The 3,555-nt window shown below is 55.8% G+C and carries 5 protein-coding genes; 2 read left to right on the top strand and 3 right to left on the bottom strand.

The features are described from left to right. The first annotated feature begins 217 nt into the window (after nucleotides 1–217). On the top strand, nucleotides 218–829 hold the full coding sequence (locus Q672_RS34170) for a hypothetical protein (protein ID WP_022986308.1): 612 nt from the start codon (nucleotides 218–220) through the stop codon (nucleotides 827–829). A gap of 254 nt (nucleotides 830–1,083) precedes the next feature. On the opposite strand, the gene Q672_RS30435 is transcribed toward Q672_RS34170, so the two are convergent. Further along, on the bottom strand, nucleotides 1,084–1,473 hold the full coding sequence (locus Q672_RS30435; protein WP_235047205.1) for a PilZ domain-containing protein: 390 nt from the start codon (nucleotides 1,471–1,473) through the stop codon (nucleotides 1,084–1,086). Continuing rightward, a complete protein-coding gene (locus Q672_RS30440) occupies nucleotides 1,463–2,140 on the bottom strand; it encodes a hypothetical protein (RefSeq protein WP_022986310.1) in 678 nt (225 codons plus the stop codon). Before Q672_RS30440 ends, Q672_RS30435 begins: the two co-directional genes overlap by 11 nt. 39 nt (nucleotides 2,141–2,179) lie before the next feature. On the opposite strand from Q672_RS30440, the gene Q672_RS30445 reads away from it, so the two are divergent. Then, on the top strand, nucleotides 2,180–2,986 hold the full coding sequence (locus Q672_RS30445; protein WP_235047206.1) for a DUF3108 domain-containing protein: 807 nt from the start codon (nucleotides 2,180–2,182) through the stop codon (nucleotides 2,984–2,986). Here Q672_RS30445 and Q672_RS30450 read toward each other — a convergent pair. Next, nucleotides 2,920–3,393 carry a DUF2489 domain-containing protein gene (locus Q672_RS30450; protein ID WP_022986312.1) on the bottom strand — a complete coding sequence of 158 codons (474 nt, stop codon included), beginning with the start codon at nucleotides 3,391–3,393 and terminating at the stop codon, nucleotides 2,920–2,922. The two genes, Q672_RS30445 and Q672_RS30450, sit on opposite strands and share 67 nt — an antisense overlap. Nucleotides 3,394–3,555 lie beyond the last annotated feature (162 nt).

Raw genomic sequence — 3,555 nt, forward strand, 5'->3', positions numbered from 1 at the left:
CGCTGAGCATGCAAGGAGTTAGTCAGAGATTCCCACCAGTATCAGTTTGACCGATTCTGTTGGCAACTTCCTTCATCTCTACCCGATCCTGTCAGACAGTCACCTGATCAATGGTTGTTCACTTTAAGGATGTGGCATAAAGTTGCTTCAGCACTCGGGCGTTCGCCAAAAGCGCCAATGCTGTTCATTCCATCCGAAGGGGAAGAGGGAGTCATCCATGGCTGCTAACAAGGTAAAAGATACCGTCGAAGAGCTTCAGGTACAGATTCGCAAACTGGCTGAACGATTTGACAAGGAACGTGAAAAGCAGATCGCCCAGCTGGAAAAGCAACTGGAGAAGGTTCGTGATCGCCTTAACCAGGAGGTGAAGCGTCAGAAGGATTACTTCAACAAGCTGGAGACGCTGCAAGCTGAATACCGTGAAAAGGCGACAGCTACCGTCAAACGTCAGCTGGACCGCGCCCGCAAGACCGCCGACGATGCCCGCAAACAGGTGGATGACTCCGAGGCTCGCAAGCGTATCCTGGAAACCGAGGTGAAGGTATTGAAAGCCACCGCCAAGCAGGCGCACAGCCTTGCCCGGGTTATCGGCCAGTACGAAAAGGATCTGGAAAAACGCGCCAAGGAAATTGAGCGCAAGGTGAGCCCGAAGAAAGCCCCGGCCAAGAAGAAGGCCGCGGCGAAGAAAGCACCGGCCAAAAAAGCCGCTACCAAGAAAAAGGCTGCTGTGAAGAAAGCCCCTGCCAAGAAGAAAGCAGCGGCTAAAAAGGCACCCGCCAAGAAAAAGGCGGCCGCCAAGAAGGCGCCTGCCAGCGGTACTGACAGCTAAACGCCTGCAAGCCCTTTACAAAAGCCCCGGCACACGCCGGGGCTTTTTTATGTTCATCACGGAGTAGCGGGGAAAACAGCCAGGTCGGACGTCTGAAATCCGACCAACCTGCCAGACTTCTCCGAACCCCGCGTTGAAGCATTAATAACGGTGACAACCGCGCCGCCAGCGACGCTCCTACGGAAAGGTGGGTTGCCAGAGTGAAGGAACGGCACTCCCCAATAGGCCCGGCTTTGCCGGATCTCCCTTCCGGGTTACGCCTGCTGGGGAAGCACCTCTTCCATGCCGGCGAGGTAACGAATCTGGTGCTGGTCTACATCGCCAGCCAGGTCACGCAGACTTTGATATGTTCTCAGCCCCAAGCGGTAGGCCTGGCCTGCCCGCTGACAACTGACGACCTCTGCCGAGACCTGACGAAGGATCATTCCAGGGGCGTACAGATCGAGCTTGACGATGGTATTGGGCGACAGCCGAACCGGTGAGGTAAGCCCGATGCCATATCGATTGTAATCGAGGGCCTTGGCCCGAGTAAGGAATCGCCAGCCGCCAAAAAGGCGGTGCCGGAAAATATCGATGCGCATTTGCGTGTTAATGCGTGCCAGCTTGCGGCGATTGGCGCCGCGCGTTTCCCTGCTATCCATCATCGAACCGTATCAGCATGTTATCGAAGTATGAGACCACCGCCCTCCTGGCGTTGGCATCCATTGCGACCAAGCCCTTATGGGTGGCAGAGGTCGACGCTTTACATACTGTAACACGGGCAGCAGAAACAAGGGCACGGTTGAGACGACCAAGCGACAGGCAACCTACCGAACGGTCCATAAAGTGCTCAATGGCCCCATCGTTTATCACCTGCATCACCTCCAATAGCAACTCCATATCGCCGTCGCCGTGGAGAAACGCCTGGAAGACCAACGAGGCCTTTTCAGCCTCAGAAGGCGTCAGCGGAAACGCCACAAAGAGCTTGTTTTTATTATATTTTCTCAGTGTCGAGAAATGTTCCGCGAGACGTCGCTGTTCCATTTGCGTAGTATTTTTCAACAGCCGCGAGACCAGCGTGTCCGTGGCACGCTGGATCACATTCATGGCCCCCAGAATAAACCTTGCAGCACTCCCCGACGCCCCAGATGCTTCAATGGGACCTTTAAAAAAGGTCGCTAACAGAACGTTAACAAAGGGCGAAACCAAGGCCTCAAGCTCCGCCAGGTGGCACTGATCAGGAGACGCCAGGACTCCATCGATAAAACCCTCGATAGTGGCGTGCAAATTTTCCGGTGCCGCAAAGGCAACATGGAGCGTGCTATCATTCATCCAGTCTTTCCAATCGTGCTGTCAGGGATCACAGGGAACGTGGCGCATCTTACTTTACTTTATCGTTCTGGCCGGCTGCTTCTCGGCCTGATGCTAATGGCAGGCGAGTCAGTTCTGGCACAACAGGTCATAAACGGCGACTCATCCACGGTGGCTGCCGGGTACTCATTCCCCGCCGCCCTGCCCCCTGCCCAAGCGCGCTATCGGGTTGTGGTCAATGGTATACCTGTGGGTATGGATGCCATGATTACCCTAACCCCACACCAGAAGGGTTATCAGCTTCAATTTCGAGCCGAAAACCGCTTTTTCAGACATGAAGAAGTTGCTCTGTTCGACTGGAATAACTGTACAGCGCGCCCCCATCACTATCGTCATGCCAGTGCAGGATTTGGCATCAACCGCGAAGGCGAGATTGATTTTGACTGGATTGCTCGTCAGGCCAACGGCAGCAAGGCGGTCTACGCTCTCGCAGACAATGCACTGGATGCCCTCAGTGTGGCGATGATGGCCCGCTGCAACATGGCGAGAGCGGAGCCAAACTTTGAATATGCGGTGGCAGAACCGGATGGCATGGATACTTACCAGTACCGCCTGCTGAAGACCGAGGCTCTGGAAACCCCTGCCGGGAAGTGGCAAACCGTGAGCGTGGAACGGGATTACCCGGAACGGGGGCGTCGCTCACGCTTTTGGGCAGCCAGGGAGCTGGAATACTTCATGGTGCGCATGGATCATCAGGAAAATCCCTTTATCCGCGGGCGCATTGAACTAACGGAATTCCGCTACCTGTCAGGGGAGGAAATACCCAGCCCTGATCGCCAGTCAGGCAGCACCGTGACCAGTCGCTGAGCGGCGGCACGAATTCGCTCACGGTTTTCTTCATCCAGTTGCCAGCGGTATTTATCTTGTTCATGGCGTGCCTTCGGGGTGAGGTTATGGCGCGCCTCGCCCCGGTCAAATTGCTGGCACGTCTGGGCAAACTGATGAATATCGGACAAATCCACCTTTGGCGAGATGCTCGCGGGCAAGGTATCCAGCAGTGCGCTGATACGGATCGCTGCCTCGCTGACCTCGACCTGCTGCTGCTCTAGCGCCTTGCACAGCACCTCAAGACTATCCAGCACACCGGATTGCTGCACTCGTTGCTCTGTTTTATGTCGCCTGGCCAGCCACCAGCGCCACCCCACCAGGCCAAGCAAGGAGCCAATCACCAACCCCGCCAGCGCGGCGCATAAAACCTGCCAGACAAATGCCATGTATCTTTCCCGTTGATCGGCCAAATGGGCGACTATGATGACTGGCCCGGACTCCTGCCTGCAAGGGAGTCTCTGAATAACGCCTTGCATGCTCAGCGTGTCCTGAAGCGTGCAGCTGTTGTGTCTTGTCTCGACGGTAAGGGTGGTTCCCTTTCCTAGAGG

This window comes from Alcanivorax sp. P2S70 (genome assembly GCF_000475295.1).
In the GTDB taxonomy this organism is placed as follows: domain Bacteria; phylum Pseudomonadota; class Gammaproteobacteria; order Pseudomonadales; family Alcanivoracaceae; genus Alcanivorax; species Alcanivorax profundi.